The organism is Tessaracoccus bendigoensis DSM 12906 (assembly GCF_900141915.1).
GTDB classification, from domain to species: Bacteria; Actinomycetota; Actinomycetes; order Propionibacteriales; family Propionibacteriaceae; genus Arachnia; species Arachnia bendigoensis.
Genome location: NZ_FQZG01000003.1, coordinates 117451 through 131188, shown reverse-complemented (window position 1 = coordinate 131188; position 13738 = coordinate 117451). Strand labels below are relative to the sequence as shown.

Below are 13738 nucleotides of genomic sequence, written 5' to 3'. Positions count from 1 at the left end.
GGACGGAGGTACGGCAGGCCCCGCGGCCGGTGGCCGGGGTGTCACATACGGTCTGCCAGTCGCGCCCGCTGCTGTCCTTCCAAGTACCAGCGTGTCCGAGCGGGTTGTTCGCCCACTGGGCCCTGGTCATGTACGGCAGGTAGGTGAGGTTGTTGAATGCCCACCCCTGCTGACGGACGAAGGAGCCGTTCGCGTTGCGGGTCACCGTGGTTGCCCAGATCTCCGTGCGGCAGCGGGTCGTCTGTGAGTAGGTCTCGCAGGTGGTGAGCCACTGACGTCCGTTGAAGATGTGGTAGCCGGGGACGGTGTAGGGAACCGACGGTGCCCAGGGGGGAGCCGGCGGCGTCAGGGTGGGCGTAGGTGTCGGCGTCGGGGTGGGGGTCGGCGTCGGCGTCGGGGTGGGGGTCGGCGTCGGGGTGGGGGTCGGCGTCGGGGTGGGGGTCGGCGTCGGGGTGGGGGTCGGCGTCGGGGTGGGGGTCGGCGTCGGGGTAGGTGTCGGCGTCGGGGTAGGTGCCAGGACGACAGCGATCGTGAAGGTCTGGCTGGCCTTGCGGTCAGCCGGATCAGTCACCGTGACAGTCACCTCACTACTTCCTGCGGCCGTTGGCGTGCCGGAGATCGTGCCGGACTCCTCGTCGATCGACAACCCGGCGGGAAGCCCGGTCGCAGAGAAGACCAGCGGATCGGTGCCGGTGGCCTCGGGGACGACGTTCACCGGGAAACCGACCGTCGCCTGGACCGCGCTGAACGGTGCGAGCGTCGGGGCCGGATCATCTGCCACCTTCGACCGGAGCGACAGCTCGGCCATGGAGACCCACTGGTTGACGGTGTCGCCGTAGGTGGTGAGGACGCGGAGTCGGACGTAGCGGGCGGTGGTGTCGAGGGGGAGGATTTGGGTGTCTGCGGTGTTGGGCAGGTTGCCTTCGCTGATTTTGGTCAGGTTGTCGAGGGAGTCGCCTGCGTAGAGCTCGTAGCCGTTGATTCGCCCGTTGCCGCCCGATTGGCGTGGGGTGGCAGACAGGAACGCCAACTCCTGGGCGGTGTCGCCTGCGCTGAGGTCGATGTTGAGCGGCAGTGTGACCGCGGAGTTCCACGGGGTGTGCCAGATCGTGGTGAGGTTGCCGTCGAACATCAGCTCCGGACCTTCACCCGACTGGGCCGGCAACGTGCCGACCACAGTCACCGGCACCGAGACCGAGGGGTTCTGGATCGGGTTCAGCTTGATGGTGAGCGCGGCTGAGCCGGTGCTGCTGTCTGTTCCGCTGGTGGCGGTCAGTGGCAGGTTGACGGTGCCGGGGTCGGCCCAGTCCGGGACTGTGATGTCCACTTCTGCGGTGACGGTGGCGCCTGCGGGGACCTGGATGGTTCCGGTCTGGCCGGTCCAGCCGGTGGGGACCTGGGGGGTCAGGGTCAAGGTGAGGTCGGTGGTGCCGAGGTTGGTGATGGAGTACTCGATGGTGTTGTCACCACGGGCGACGTCCTGGGCTTCGGCGGTGACCGAGACGGGCAGCCCGCCGAGCCAGTCGAGGCTGATCTGCATGTAGTGGATGGTCGAGCTGTTGCCTTCGTAGAGGATGCCGTAGGTGCCTGGGGTGCTCAGTGGGGTGATGGTCGAGTAGGCCATCGAAGCCGGGGGCGAACACCTTTGAGGTGGACCAGGTGGCGCCGTCGTCGTAACTGAGGCGAACGGTTCCGTTGACTCGTGACGAGGTGCTGGCTGCGTTGGTGAACAGCAGCATCTTGGCCTGGGCCGAGCCTTCGGCGGCGTCGGGGTAGGCGCGGGTGATTCCTGCGTTGTTGCGGGGATCGATGAGGGTGTTGTCGACCCGGACCGGTCCGTAGGTTTCGCCGCCGTCGGTGGAGATGGTGACCTTGCGGGCGAAGGTGGAGTCGGAGGCGCGGGAGTTGAGCATCACGTCGCCGTTGCTGAGTTCGACGACCTTGTTCTCGTCCATGCCGGTGCCCACTGGGGTGCCGGCTTCCCAGGTCACACCGTGGTCGTCGGAGTAGATGGAGACGGCCTGGTAGGTGTTGAGGGTGGTTGAGGCGAAGGTGTACTGCTGGATCAGGCGTCCGGCGTGGGCGCCGTAGCGCAGTTGGATGCCTTCACCGGAGGCCGCGAAGCGGGAGCGGAATGCTCCGTCTCCGGTGATGTCGGCGGTGATGACCTTCGGGGTGGTACAGGTTTGGCCGTTGTCGGCTGATTCCATCACCGCGGCGTGGAGCACGTTGCGGTTGGTGGGGTCGGTGCCCAGCTGGGAGTTCTGGAAGCTGACGTCGAAGGACTTGACGAAGAACGCGAAGATCTTGCCGGTGGTGTGGTCGACGACGTAGGAGGGGTCGGAGTAGCCGAACTTGTCGGTGCTGGAGACGGTGCCCTGGCCTGCTGCGATGACCTTGGCCACGCTCCAGGACTTGCCGCCGTCCTTTGAGATGCGTTGGACGATGGAGTTCGGGTTGGGGGAGTCCTGGCAGGAGTCGGGGCGGCCGTCCCAGGCGGCGAGGATCCAGCCGTTGGGGGCTTGGGTCAGGGCCGGGATGCGGTGGCAGGTGAAGCCGAGGTAGTTGGCTGAGGCCAGCTGCAGAGGGACACCGTCGACTCGTTCGGACGGGATCGTGGCTGGGTCGTCCGGGTCGCCCTCGGCGGTGGTGATCGCCGGCACGGTGGCGGTGATCCCGGCCTGCAGGATGTTGCTTCCAGCGGTGTCGGTGGTTGCGTCGAAGGTGACGCTCGGGCTGAAGGAACCCGCCTCGACGTCGGCCGCGGTTACCAGATGCGTCGCGGTTGTGCAGCCCTTTGTCGCGCCAGCGGCGAGGCTGCCCCAGCGGCAGTTCGGGCTGCTGGTGGTCAACACCCCGGTCAGGTTCGACGAGCGCGGGAACGCGGTGATCGTCTGCGTCGACAAGTTGGTGTAGCTGATGCTGAACGTCAACGTCTGACCAGCCCGCACCGGTGAACCCAGCGTGTCGGTCCGAGTCAACGAAACAGTCAGATAAGGTTCTGCGGCTCTGGCCGTCGGGGTGAGTAGGGCTGTGCTCAGCCCGACACACAATGCGACCAGGCCGGCGATCATCGCCAACAGTCGACGCGCCATGGGGGATCCTCCTCGATGAGAAATGGTTGGGGCGAGGGTACGGAGCAAAGGCCTTACCGCGCACCTGTTGTCAGATATCTGATCAGGAGTACTGGGCGTTTTTCATGTGGTGGCCTGAGAGTGGGCGGGGGCAGAAGGCGCAGGGGGGGCGAGGCCTCTTTCCGAAAGGCCTCGGGAGAAGGCGTTGTCGCGACGGTGTGTCGGCTTGCACCGCTGCCTGGCAACATGGCGTCGCTTGGCTGAACGGCGTTCGGGGCATGGGACAGCAGACAGGCGGACCAGAGCCGTTTGAATTGCTCAGGTCCGCCTGCGCGGAGAGTTTGGCGGCTCCCGTCTGCCGGCCTCGGCGATGATCCTCACCGTCAAGGTCGAGCCGGGCTCACCTGGATTGTCAGTTCATGGCTGGCGGTCGGATTGTCTGGCTGCCACGGCCGGGCCAGGACGAGCCGCCAATGCGCGACCCCGGAACTGACCCCAGTGACCACCGCGAACTCTGTGGCCAGGGACTGCCCGGGGGGCGGCCCACCGGGAGGGTGCTCGTCGGCTCCGATGGGTGGCCGGGACTCCACGCGCACCTCCGCGACGTTTGCGTCATCGACGTTGCGGACTGTCCACAGATTGCCTGAGCCGGAGTAGGTGGGTAGCCGTAGTTGTTCGGTGGCGCCCACCTCCAAACTCAACTCGTGCGGCAGTTCGGCAAAGCCGGTCATCACGCGCCGCCGATGACCGGACCCTCGTGCCAGCCTGCCGAATCGCGCCAGTAGTGCTGCAGCTTGTTGTCGGTTCGCAGGACGATGACCTCAAGATTCATGCCCCATGATCCCTCACACAGCCCAGTGACCGCAGCGACGTCGTGGCCGAAGGTCGCGCTGTTGCGCCACGCGCCGTCCCCGGAATTGTTGCGCCACCAGTGCTGTACCCTCCCGCCCACTGCAACGCACAACTCGAAGTTGCCGTGCGGTCCTGCCTCGCTGCGCATGCCGTACTGACCTTGGATCATGACCGGCGAAGAGTTGATGCCCGACCCGAAGATGGCGCCGATGTTCCAGGTGAACGTCGGTTCGGAGCGCCAGAAGTGTTGCATTCTGCCGTCTGTCCGCACGGCGACACACTCGAGGTTGCCGTGGGGGGTGCCGTAGTCGCCCTGGACGAGGGTCGCCCCCGATCGGGCGATGTCCGCGCCGAACAGGGGCCCGTTGTGCCAGCCTCCGCCGTCCCTCCACACATGCTGCATCCTGCTCCCGACAGAGACCACCACCTCGAAGTTGCCCGGAGCGTTGTAGTCGCCTTGCACGAACCCCGGCACGCCGGTGCAACCGGTGGGTCCGAAGACACCCCCGTCGTTCCACGAACCCCCGCCGCCACCGGTCCACCAGTGGTGCAGGCGGCCACCGGTCGTCCGGTAGACCACTTCCATGTTGCGGTTGAAGGTCGTCCCGACCAATGTGGGAGAGACGGCGGCATCCGTTGCGAACGTGGCGGCGGTGCCCCAAGTGAACGGCGAGCCGCCCTCGCGCCACCGGGAGAGGACCCGGCTGCCGTTGGAACCCGACACCTCCAGGTTGCGATGCAGCGCCCCGTTTCCACTCTCGTAGAGGTTGCCGTTGTGGAGTCGGCGCTTGGTCCACGGATCGGGATTGATGTTGCGGACGCCGTAGCGGCCGTAGGTCTCGATGCCGGATTCGCCGTAGCCGATCCATGCGAAGCCGGACTCGCCCCACCCGGTGCCCCAGGAGTTCTTCACTAGCCAGGCGCTCCTGGCATCGTCGTAGCCGATCACGAGCATGAAGTGACCCCCCACCGAGGTGTTCGTGGGGGCGGTGGAACGGCGGTAGACGCCCGAGCCGTGCCCGAAGAAGTCCTGGTAGACCTCGAACCACGTCACCACCGGTCCGACGGTGTCCAGCCACTTCTTGGAATCCGCCACTGACATGAAGTCGAACCCGGGGCCGCGGACGCTGCGCCCGTTCCGGTCACGAGTGGGGGTGTAAGGCGTGACGGCTGTGGTCCAGGCGAAGCAGCCGGGATCAGCGAAGCCGTGATCCTTGAAGAAGGTGGATACTTCGCCCAAGTTGCCGAGATCTGGGCAGGTCTTCCCGATGCCGCGTTCGACGTCGCCCTCGGAGAGGCGCGTCCAGTAGGCGTGCTCGATCCGCATCATCGCCTCGACGAGGGCCACCCCGGCAAAGGCCCAGCAGGCGTTGCACGGGTTCTGATCGCGCACGGTGGTTATCCAGTTCTGACCCCAACGGTTGCGCCAGTCAAGCGATGTCGGCGCCCCAGCATCCGGCGCCACCGGCTCAGCGGCGCCGGCCTCCCCAGGTGGAAGAATCCCGCGCGCGACCCGGCGCTCGGCCAGCAGCGGGTTTGTGACCAGCCCGAGAGCGCGGAAGTTGAGCGGTGCCACCCTTCCCTCGGCGACGAGGCCTGAGGTATCGGCGCCGGTGGCGAACTTGGGCACCAGGTCCTCGTCCCGCGACGACACCTTCGGTTCCCAACCAAGCTGCTGCGCCGTGACCATCTTCCGAAGCTGGCCAAATGTGAGTGCCATGGCATCCGTCCTTGTCTGACGCGGGCGAACGGATTTCGTCGCCGCCCTGGGGGAGATGGCGCCTGCGTGGCGGCCACCTTCACTGTCCAGGAGCCGCGATGGTGTCGTTTGATACGTACGCTCTGCTGCCCGAATCTCTCCTGGAGATCTACGCCGCCGCGGCCGGGACGCCGGCTTCGATGCCCACCCTGCTCAACAACATCGTCAAGTTCTCTTGAACCCGGCAACGGGTCGGGACCTCCGGATCGGTCGGCTTCCGAGCGGACCGGCTGGGCCCTGCCGCATGGACCGGGACCCTCTGCGACACCCAGTCTCAGGGAAATCTCGTCGATCTCTACCAAAACCGTCCGACTCGACCTATGCTGGGTTTCAAGCAGAACCCAACCCCTTGGGAGGCAATCTATGGACCAATCTGACATGCAGAACCCGTCGGTCAGGCCAAAGGATGCAGCGACGAGGCACTCGGTGACGAGGGGCTCCGACGCGATGGACAAGCAGAAGGCCTCGTAGCCCACACCCGAAGTGGTGGCACGGCTGAGGTAACAACAGAACAGGTTCATCCACGGTAGACAACGCAAGTCGCCGTTGAACTTGGCCCTTAGATGAAAGCAAAAGAGGTCGTCCCTCCTCGGAGGGGCGACCTCTCTGCGTCATGCCCTGCCGTGCCGTCGCCGACTCCCTGGGAAGGGCCGCTGCGCCGTTTGGCTGGGTGCGGGGATGAGCAGGATTTGCAAGTCATTGGGACGCGGGCGGTGTTGTCTGCTGACGACGCGGGATCGACTGCGATGACTGTCGGATCCTGCTCATTCGACGGGCACGGGGGGCAGGGATCTCCGCTCGTACGATGGTCAGGGTCGGATCGGGTTGGCCCTTGCCGCCGTTGCAGGTTCCCCCTAGCGCGACGGCGTGTCTCGGTTAGGCGGGGGCGAATCGACGACGTCGCGTGAGGCTGCTACATTCTTCCCGGATCGGTCCGCCTCGCTGAGCGACGAGTGATCCCCGGACTCCCTGCAGTCGAAACGGCGACTCTGGGTCAAGACCTCAGTTCCCCCACCTGAGGTGCGGGCGGGCGGATGGGCGCTCTGCCGATCCGCCCGCTTTCGCTGTCCCTACGTGCGTGGAGAAGGGATCGGGTCCGACGATACCCGAATGGTCAGACCGATTGATCCGGGGGGTGCCCACCCGACGATGGGGGCGGCATGATTGGATAGTCCCATGACTGCGCGAAAGATCGGCGTTACGGAGCTCGTCCTCCGGGACGCACATCAGAGTTTGATGGCGACCCGCATGGCCATGGAAGACATGGTTGATGCGTGTGAAGATCTCGACAAGGCCGGATTCTGGTCGGTCGAGTGCTGGGGCGGCGCCACTTTTGACGCCTGCATCCGATTCCTGAACGAGGACCCCTGGAAGCGGCTGCGGACCTTCCGTGAGCTGATGCCCAACTCGCGGCTGCAGATGCTGCTGCGTGGGCAGAACCTCCTCGGATACCGTCACTACGAAGACATGGTCGTCGAGAAGTTCGTGGAGAAGTCGGCCGAGAACGGCATGGACGTCTTCCGGGTCTTCGACGCCCTCAACGACCCGCGGAACATGGCGCGGGCCATGGCCGCGGTCAAGTCGGTCGGCAAGCACGCCCAGGGGACGATCTGCTACACGGTCTCCCCGGTACACACCGTCGACGGCTACATCAGGCTCGCCGGGCAACTGCTCGACATGGGTGCCGAGTCGATCGCGCTGAAGGACATGGCTGCGCTGCTTCAGCCCCAGCCGGCCTTCGACATCGTCAAGGGCATCAAGGACACCTACGGCGACATCCAGATCAACGTCCACTGCCACTCGACCACCGGCGTCACCCTCGTCTCGTTGATGAAGGCCATTGAGGCGGGGGCCGACGTCGTCGACACCGCTATCTCGTCGATGTCGCTCGGCCCGGGCCACAACCCGACGGAGTCTCTCGTCGCGATGCTCGAGGGAACCGACTACACCACCGATCTGGACATGGAGCGCCTGCTGCGCATCCGTGACCACTTCGCCGGTGTCCGCCCCAAGTACAAGGAGTTCGAGTCGGCCACGCTGGTAGACACCGACATCTTCTCCTCCCAGATCCCTGGCGGCATGCTCTCCAACATGGAGTCGCAGCTCAAGGCGCAGGGTGCGGGCGACCGCATCCGCGAGGTCATGGAGGAGGTCCCGCGGGTCAAGGCCGACGCCGGGCACCCGCCGCTGGTCACCCCGTCCTCCCAGATCGTCGGCACGCAGGCCGTGTTCAACGTCCTGATGGGTCGTTACAAGGTCATGACCGGCGAGTTCGCCGATCTGATGCTCGGCTACTACGGCGAATGTCTCGGCGAACGCAATGAGGAAGTTGTCGCGTTGGCCAAGGCACAGACCAAGAAGGAAGCCATCACCGTGCGCCCGGCCGACCTTCTCAAGCCCGAATGGGGAGAGCTGGAGGCGGCAGCCGCCAAGCTGGAAGGATTCGACGGCTCCGAGGAGGACGTGCTGACCAATGCAATGTTCCCAGGCGTCGCGCCGAAGTTCTTCCAGACCCGCGCCGAAGGTCCCAAGAGCGTCGCGAAGACGCCAGCCCAGATGGCCGCTGAGAAGGCGGACAAGGCAACGGCCGCCCATCAGGGCATCACGGGCCCCATCAAGTACAACGTCACCATCGCCGGTCGCCAGCACAGCGTCGCGGTCGAACCGGCCTAAGGAGAACCATGGCTAAACAGCACACGATGGAAGAGCGCCTCGTGCAACTCGATGAGCGTCGCGCGGCGGTTGAGGCTGGCGGCGGCGCGAAGCGCATCGAGAAGCAGCACGCGCAGGGCAAGCTCTCGGCACGCGAACGCATCGCATCCCTCCTCGACGAGGATTCGTTCCAGGAGACCGGCGCATTCCGCCGCAACCGCACCACCACCTTCGGGATGGACAAGGCGGACATGCCCGCCGACGGTGTGGTCACCGGGTCCGGTGCGGTGCTCGGCCGACCGGTGCACGTCGCCTCGCAGGACTTCACCGTCATGGGTGGCTCCGCTGGTGAGGCGCACTCGGTCAAGGTCACGGAGGCGCTCAAGGCGTCGCTGCTGACCGGCACCCCGTTCGTCTTCATCAACGATTCGGGTGGCGCCCGGGTCCAGGAGGGGATCGACTCGCTTTCGGGCTACGGCAAGGTGTTCTACGCGAACGTCCTGCTTTCGGGTTCGGTGCCGCAGATCTCGATCATCGCAGGCCCCTGTGCCGGTGGCGCGGCCTACTCCCCGGCGCTGACGGATTTCATCATCCAGACCCGCAAGGCCCACATGTTCATCACCGGCCCCGGCGTGATCAAGCAGGTCACCGGTGAGGTCGTGACGCAGGATGAGTTGGGTGGCGCCGACGCGCACATGGGGCGCTCCGGCGTGGTCCACTTCGTCGCCGATGATGACGAGCAGGCGATCCTGATCGCCAAGAAGCTGCTCAGCTTCCTGCCCCAGAACAACACCGAGGACGCGCCGATCGTCGATCCCGACTACGTCGTGGAGCCCAACGAGAAGCTTCGCGACATCATCCCGGTCGAGTCCAACAAGGGCTACGACATCCGGGAGGTCATCCGCGAGATCGTCGACCACGCCGACTTCCTCGAGGTTCAGGCCGGTTGGGCGCAGAACATCGTTGTGGGCTTCGGCCGCGTCGTCGGTCGTACCGTCGGCATCATTGCGAACCAGCCCAGCATCATGTCCGGTGCACTGGACATCGATTCGTCGGATAAGGCGAGCAAGTTCGTCCGGTTCTGCAACGCGTTCAACATCCCTGTGGTGAACCTGGTCGACGTCCCCGGCTTCCTGCCTGGCGTGGCACAGGAACACAACGGCATCATCCGTCACGGCGCCAAGATGCTCTACGCCTACTCGGCGGCCACCGTCCCGAAGATCACCGTCGTGCTCCGCAAGGCCTACGGCGGCGCCTACCTGGCCATGTGCTCCAAGGACCTCGGCGCAGACAAGGTGTTCGCCTGGCCGACCGCCGAGATCGCGGTGATGGGTGCCGAGGGCGCTGCCAATGTCGTGTTCCGCAAGGAGATCGAGGCTGCCGAGGACAGCGAGGCGAAGCGCGTCGAGATGGTTGAGGAATACCGCGAGACGTTCTCCACGCCATACATGGCTGCGAGCCGCGGCCTGGTAGATGACATCATCGACCCGGCAGACACCCGCCGCCAGATCGCGATGGCCCTTGAACTGCTCGTCGGGAAGCGCGAGCTGCGCCCGGCCAAGAAGCACGGCCTCGGGCCGGCCTGATCGGAACAGCCATGGACGACAACACGCTGCAGGAGCTCCGCGACGCCGTCGCGGCGCTCACCGAGCAGGTCACGAGTCTCGAAGCCAAGGTCGCCAAGCTGGAATCCCAGCAGGCGATCCCCGAAGCGGACCTCATCGCCATCGGCGCCGCCGTCGCGGCGTACTTCGGCCACAAGGCCAAGGTCCGTGCGATCCGCTACGGCTCGCAGAGCCGCTGGGCTGCGGCATCACGCGGCCGCGTCCAAGACCGCTCCGTCCCGCACGTTCGCTAAGGAGAACTGATGAAGCTGAAGGTGACCGTCAACCAGACGGAGTACGAAATCGATGTCGAGGTCGAGGAGGAGGAACGACAAGGGCTCGGCCCGATCGTGATCGGCGTCAACGCCGGTGCCAACCCGATCCCGACCAAGGCCTCAATGACGGCGGCAAGCTCGAACGCGGTGCTGGCACCGCTGGCTGGCTCCGTCGCCCGGATCCTCGTGTCGGAGGGTGATGAGATCAAGGCCGACCAGGTCCTCCTCATCCTCGAGGCCATGAAGATGGAGACCGAGATCAAGGCCCCCGCAGCGGGCAAGGTGTCCGCGGTCCTCGTTGCACCAGGTGATGCGGTACAGGGTGGCCAGGCGCTGATCGAACTCTGACCCCGCCAGAAATGAACACCCCCTGGGCCTACGCCCAGGGGGTTTTGGCTTCGCTACCGTGGGTACGATGACAGGTACCCAGCTTGAGGAGGGTCTCCATTGAGTGACCAAGGGTTGAGCACACCCGAGCAGCACGATCCGAAGGAATCCGGCCTGACAGCCGATGAGCTCGGGGCGCTCCCGACCTACGACCCGGAAGCACCTGTCGACCGTGCCGACGTCATAAGTGAAGCCGGGAAGTGGATCGCCGCATGGGCAGGCCGCTTCCTTCTGATCGTCGCGGCCCTTGTGGTGATCGGGCTCGGGTTGCGCTACGTCTCGGGCGCCATAATGCCGACATTGCTGGCGCTGCTCGTCGCATCGGTGTTGTGGCCACTTACGGCCCTGGCCAGGCGGTGGGGCATACCGAACTCCCTGGCCGCGTTTCTGTCACTGCTCCTCGGGCTTGGCATCATCGGTGGGCTCTTCGCGCTGATCGCGCCCGCGGTGGCCAGCCAGTGGGGCCAACTCCGCACGCAATCCCTTGACGGGATCAGGCGCATCCAGTCCTGGATCACCGGCCCGCCGCTCAACATCAACGACCAGGAGCTCAACGGCTACATCTCCCAGGGCCTCGTGTGGCTGCAGGACCGCAGCGGGGACATCCTCGCCTCGGTGGTCAACATCGGCGGCAGCCTCGGCAGCGGAATCGTCACCCTCCTGACCACTCTGATCATCACCTTCTTCATGTTGAAGGACGGGCACTCCTTCGTCGGTTGGATGCGGGGGGTCGTCGGCCGCCGCGCAGGTTTCCACGTCTCGGAGCTTCTCACGCGCATGTGGAACACTCTGTCGGGCTACATTCGCACTCAGGCCGTCGTCAGTTTCGTGGACGCTGCGTTCATCGGGCTTGGTGTGTTCCTGCTCGGGGTACCGTTGGCCTTCCCGATCGCCGTCCTGACTTTCATGGCCGGGTTCATCCCGATCGTCGGTGCGGTGACGGCTGGGGCGATCGCGGTCCTTGTGGCGCTGGTATCCAACGGCTTCACGACAGCGTTGCTGGTACTGGCCGTGGTGCTCGCGGTGCAGCAGTTGGAAGGACATATCCTGCAACCCCTCCTGCAGTCGAGGGTGATGAAACTGCATCCGGTCATCGTGCTGCTGGCCGTGCTCCTCGGTGGCACGTGGGCGGGAATCATCGGGGCATTCCTGGCAGTTCCTGTCGCGGCCACCTTGGCCGTGCTGTTGCGGTACCTGGGTGATCTGACGGATCTTCGCACCGGCGAGAAGACGGCGGCAGAGATCCAGTGGGTCACCGACGACGGGGAGACGGTGGGTTCCGAGTCCGAGCGGGCCGCAGCGTCTTTCAAAGCCCTCCTCAGGGTGAGGAAGTCCGCCCCTGACCCCGACGACGCACGGATTGAAGACGGGCCATGGGATTGGCGTCGTCTCTTCTCCCGGATGGGAGTGGGGCAAGCACCGCAGCCGGAGCAGAACGACGAGAAGAACCGCGAAGAGCGGGACGACTAGACCCGACTAGACCACCCCACCCACACCCGCTCGCTGGGCGGCTCAATCGGTTTGGGGTGGCCCGGTCAGCCCCGGTGCACCTTGTACTGGGCAGCCTGTGCCCGTGGCCGGATCGTCATCCTGTCGACGTTGACGTGCGACGGCCGCGTGGCCATCCAGACGATCGCATCGGCGACATCAGCGGCAGTCAATGGCTCTGCGACCCCGTCGTAGACCGCATCGGCCTTGGCCTGGTCGCCCCCGAAGCGGGTCAGCGAGAACTCTTCGGTGTGAACCATGCCTGGGCAGATCTCGGTGATCCGGACCGGCTGGTCGACCAGTTCGAGGCGCAGCGCCTCGGCGACGGAGCGTTCGGCGGCCTTGGCGGCGCAGTAGCCGGCGCCCCCCTCATAGCCCCAGTCGGCGGCTGTGGAGGTCACGAACACCATGACGCTACGGGCCTCTATCAACGCAGGCAGCAGCGCCCGGGTGACCCTGGTGGTGCCGAACAGGTTGGTCTGCAGCATCGTCTCCCACGCGACCAGGTCGGCCTCCGCGACCGGTTCCAGGCCGATGGCGCCGCCCGCGTTGTTGACGAGAACGTCACACCGGTCCCCGACGACCTTCGCCAACCTTGCGACGTCTCCTGGGATGGTGACGTCGCACGCCACGGCCAATCCGCCGATTTCGTTTGCGAGGTGTTCTATGCGTTCGACGCGCCTTGCGGCGCAGACCACCCTGAACCCATCGGAGGCCAACAGCCTCGCGGTAGCTTCCCCGATACCTGAACTCGCACCCGTCACCACAGCAGTTCTCATCTACCCAGCCTAACGGGGGTTGAGAAAAAACACTGAGGGGCCGACCGTTTCCGGTCGACCCCTCAAGAGTTTGGTTTGAGCTACTTCTTGCCCTGGTTCTTGACCGCCTCGATCGACGCCTTCGCAGCCTCCGGGTCGAGGTAGCGGCCCCCTGGCGTCACCGGCTTGAACTCGTCATCCAACTCGTAGAACAGCGGGATACCGGTGGGGATGTTGAGCCCGGCGATGTCGTCGTCGGAGATCCCGTCCAGGTGCTTCACGAGGGCGCGCAGCGAGTTGCCGTGCGCCGTCACGAGAACGGTCTTGCCCGCAGCCAGATCGGGGACGATGTGGGCCTCCCAGTACGGCAGCATGCGGGCGACGACGTCCTTCAGGCATTCCGTCAGCGGGCGCTCGTCGGCGGGGATGTCCGCGTAGCGTGGATCGTTGAACTGTGAGAACTCGTTGTCGGGGTCGATCGGGGGCGGCGGCACGTCGTAGCTGCGACGCCACTGCATGAACTGCTCTTCGCCGAACTGTTCGCGGATCTCGGTCTTGTTCAGCCCCTGGAGCTTGCCGTAGTGGCGCTCGTTGAGGCGCCAGTTTCGCTTGACGGGGATCCAGTGCCGGTCGCAACCGTCCAACGCGAGGTAGGCGGTGTGGATAGCGCGACGCAGCAGCGAGGTGTGCAGCACATCGGGGAGCAGGTCTTCCGACTTGAGCAACTCGGCCGCTGCCTTCGCTTCGCCGACACCCTTCTCGTTGATGTCGACATCAACCCAGCCGGTGAACAGATTCTTTGCGTTCCACTCGCTCTCGCCGTGGCGGAGCAGGATCAACTTCGAGGTCATGGGATCAGCCTACCGGTAACGCCACCGTGCCCCGCCAC

11 protein-coding genes are annotated in these 13738 nt (G+C 65.5%); 5 read left to right on the top strand and 6 right to left on the bottom strand.

What is annotated here, in order from left to right; all coding sequences use genetic code 11:
- The 4 genes from BUC15_RS19735 to BUC15_RS00560 form a co-directional block, all read right to left on the bottom strand.
- On the bottom strand, positions 1–1540 hold a 1540-nt coding region (locus tag BUC15_RS19735), incomplete at its 3' end, for a putative Ig domain-containing protein (protein WP_175558211.1).
- Positions 1464–3095, bottom strand: coding sequence for a sialidase family protein (locus BUC15_RS00570; protein ID WP_073185385.1), 1632 nt, complete (start codon positions 3093–3095; stop codon positions 1464–1466). The genes BUC15_RS19735 and BUC15_RS00570, both read right to left, overlap by 77 nt.
- Before the next feature lie 362 nt (positions 3096–3457).
- The gene (locus BUC15_RS00565) at positions 3458–3805 is read right to left on the bottom strand and encodes a hypothetical protein (RefSeq protein ID WP_073185383.1); all 348 of its coding nucleotides are present in this window, start codon (positions 3803–3805) and stop codon (positions 3458–3460) included.
- Positions 3805–5646: a C1 family peptidase gene (locus tag BUC15_RS00560; protein ID WP_073185381.1), complete on the bottom strand. Its 1842-nt coding sequence runs from the start codon at positions 5644–5646 to the stop codon at positions 3805–3807. The genes BUC15_RS00565 and BUC15_RS00560 overlap by 1 nt, the downstream gene beginning before the upstream one ends.
- A 1215-nt stretch (positions 5647–6861) precedes the next feature.
- Between BUC15_RS00560 and BUC15_RS00555 the strand changes: the two genes are divergently transcribed.
- From BUC15_RS00555 to BUC15_RS00535, 5 genes are all read left to right on the top strand, one after another.
- Entirely contained in the window at positions 6862–8358 is a 1497-nt protein-coding gene (locus BUC15_RS00555; protein ID WP_073185379.1) for a methylmalonyl-CoA carboxytransferase subunit 5S, read from the top strand.
- 8 nt (positions 8359–8366) lie between these two features.
- Positions 8367–9923, top strand: a complete 1557-nt coding sequence (locus BUC15_RS00550) for an acyl-CoA carboxylase subunit beta (RefSeq protein ID WP_073185377.1) — start codon at positions 8367–8369, stop codon at positions 9921–9923.
- A gap of 11 nt (positions 9924–9934) precedes the next feature.
- Positions 9935–10195 (top strand): hypothetical protein, encoded by a 261-nt coding sequence (locus tag BUC15_RS00545; RefSeq protein WP_073185374.1) that lies wholly within the window; start codon positions 9935–9937, stop codon positions 10193–10195.
- A gap of 9 nt (positions 10196–10204) precedes the next feature.
- The gene (locus BUC15_RS00540; protein WP_073185372.1) at positions 10205–10564 is read left to right on the top strand and encodes a biotin/lipoyl-containing protein; all 360 of its coding nucleotides are present in this window, start codon (positions 10205–10207) and stop codon (positions 10562–10564) included.
- A gap of 99 nt (positions 10565–10663) precedes the next feature.
- Positions 10664–12073: an AI-2E family transporter gene (locus tag BUC15_RS00535; RefSeq protein WP_073185370.1), complete on the top strand. Its 1410-nt coding sequence runs from the start codon at positions 10664–10666 to the stop codon at positions 12071–12073.
- A 65-nt stretch (positions 12074–12138) separates the two neighbouring features.
- Here BUC15_RS00535 and BUC15_RS00530 read toward each other — a convergent pair whose 3' ends face one another.
- Together BUC15_RS00530 and BUC15_RS00525 are read right to left on the bottom strand one after the other, a co-directional pair.
- Positions 12139–12870: an SDR family NAD(P)-dependent oxidoreductase gene (locus BUC15_RS00530; RefSeq protein ID WP_073185368.1), complete on the bottom strand. Its 732-nt coding sequence runs from the start codon at positions 12868–12870 to the stop codon at positions 12139–12141.
- A gap of 80 nt (positions 12871–12950) precedes the next feature.
- On the bottom strand, positions 12951–13700 hold the full coding sequence (locus BUC15_RS00525) for a phosphoglyceromutase (protein ID WP_073185366.1): 750 nt from the start codon (positions 13698–13700) through the stop codon (positions 12951–12953).
- Between the last annotated feature and the right edge of the window lie 38 nt (positions 13701–13738).